Below are 788 nucleotides of genomic sequence, written 5' to 3' on the forward strand. Positions count from 1 at the left end.
GGCTTCGGTGAGATCCGCCGACAGGTGGATCCTGCTGGCTTATTGCCTGGTTCATGCGGCCAGGGCGAGTCGGGCGAGGTGGCTGGTGCGGGTTCGGTCGAGGGGGTGACCGTTCCAGTAGGCGGTCAGCCGTATCAGGTTGATCGCGACGGCGCTGAAGACGTTTTGCAGGTGGGTCTTGTCCAGGCCGCGGTAGCGGGCTTGGCGTATGCCGGTGACGTTGACGGCTTGGCTGACGGTTCCTTCGACGCCGGCGCGTCGGGCGTATTTGGCCTGCCAGGCATCGGTGTGCTGCTCGGCGCGGGCCAGTTGTATCGCGTGGTGGACCTCGCGGGGACGCACGGACAGCTTGCGGCCGGTGCGTCGGTCGGTGGTGCACTGCTGGCGCACGGGGCAGGGTCGGCAGGTTTCCCGGGCGAAGCGCACGACGATGACGTCGTTGCCGCGTTGGGTGGTCGGGCTCCAGGTGGTGCTGGTCTGACCCTGGGGGCAGGTGGCGCGCTGGTTGTCGAAGTCGATGGTGAAGGCGGTGCTGTCGAAGCCGGCTGCTGCCCGGGCCTGAACGGAGTTGTTGGTCCGCAGCGGGGTGACCAGCGTGATGCCGTAGCGGGCCGTGGAGGCGATGACCAGGTCGATGGAGGGATAGCCGGAGTCCAGGTAGTGCTCGTCGGGCAGCAGTCCGCGCCGTTGCAGCCGGTCGTGGATCGGGGTGGTCATCACCGTGTCGTTGACCGTCGCGTCGGTGGTCATCACGTTGGTGATGATGTTGGGCGGCTCGACCGGCGCGT

1 protein-coding gene is annotated in these 788 nt (G+C 67.6%); it reads right to left on the minus strand.

All coding sequences use genetic code 11. The annotated features are described in order from the left end of the window. Positions 1–51: 51 nt before the first annotated feature. Positions 52–788 (minus strand): transposase (locus ACY34I_RS40535; RefSeq protein WP_462760853.1); only part of this gene is annotated, 737 nt, incomplete at its 5' end.

This window comes from Micromonospora sp. RTBAU3-60 (genome assembly GCF_054963695.1).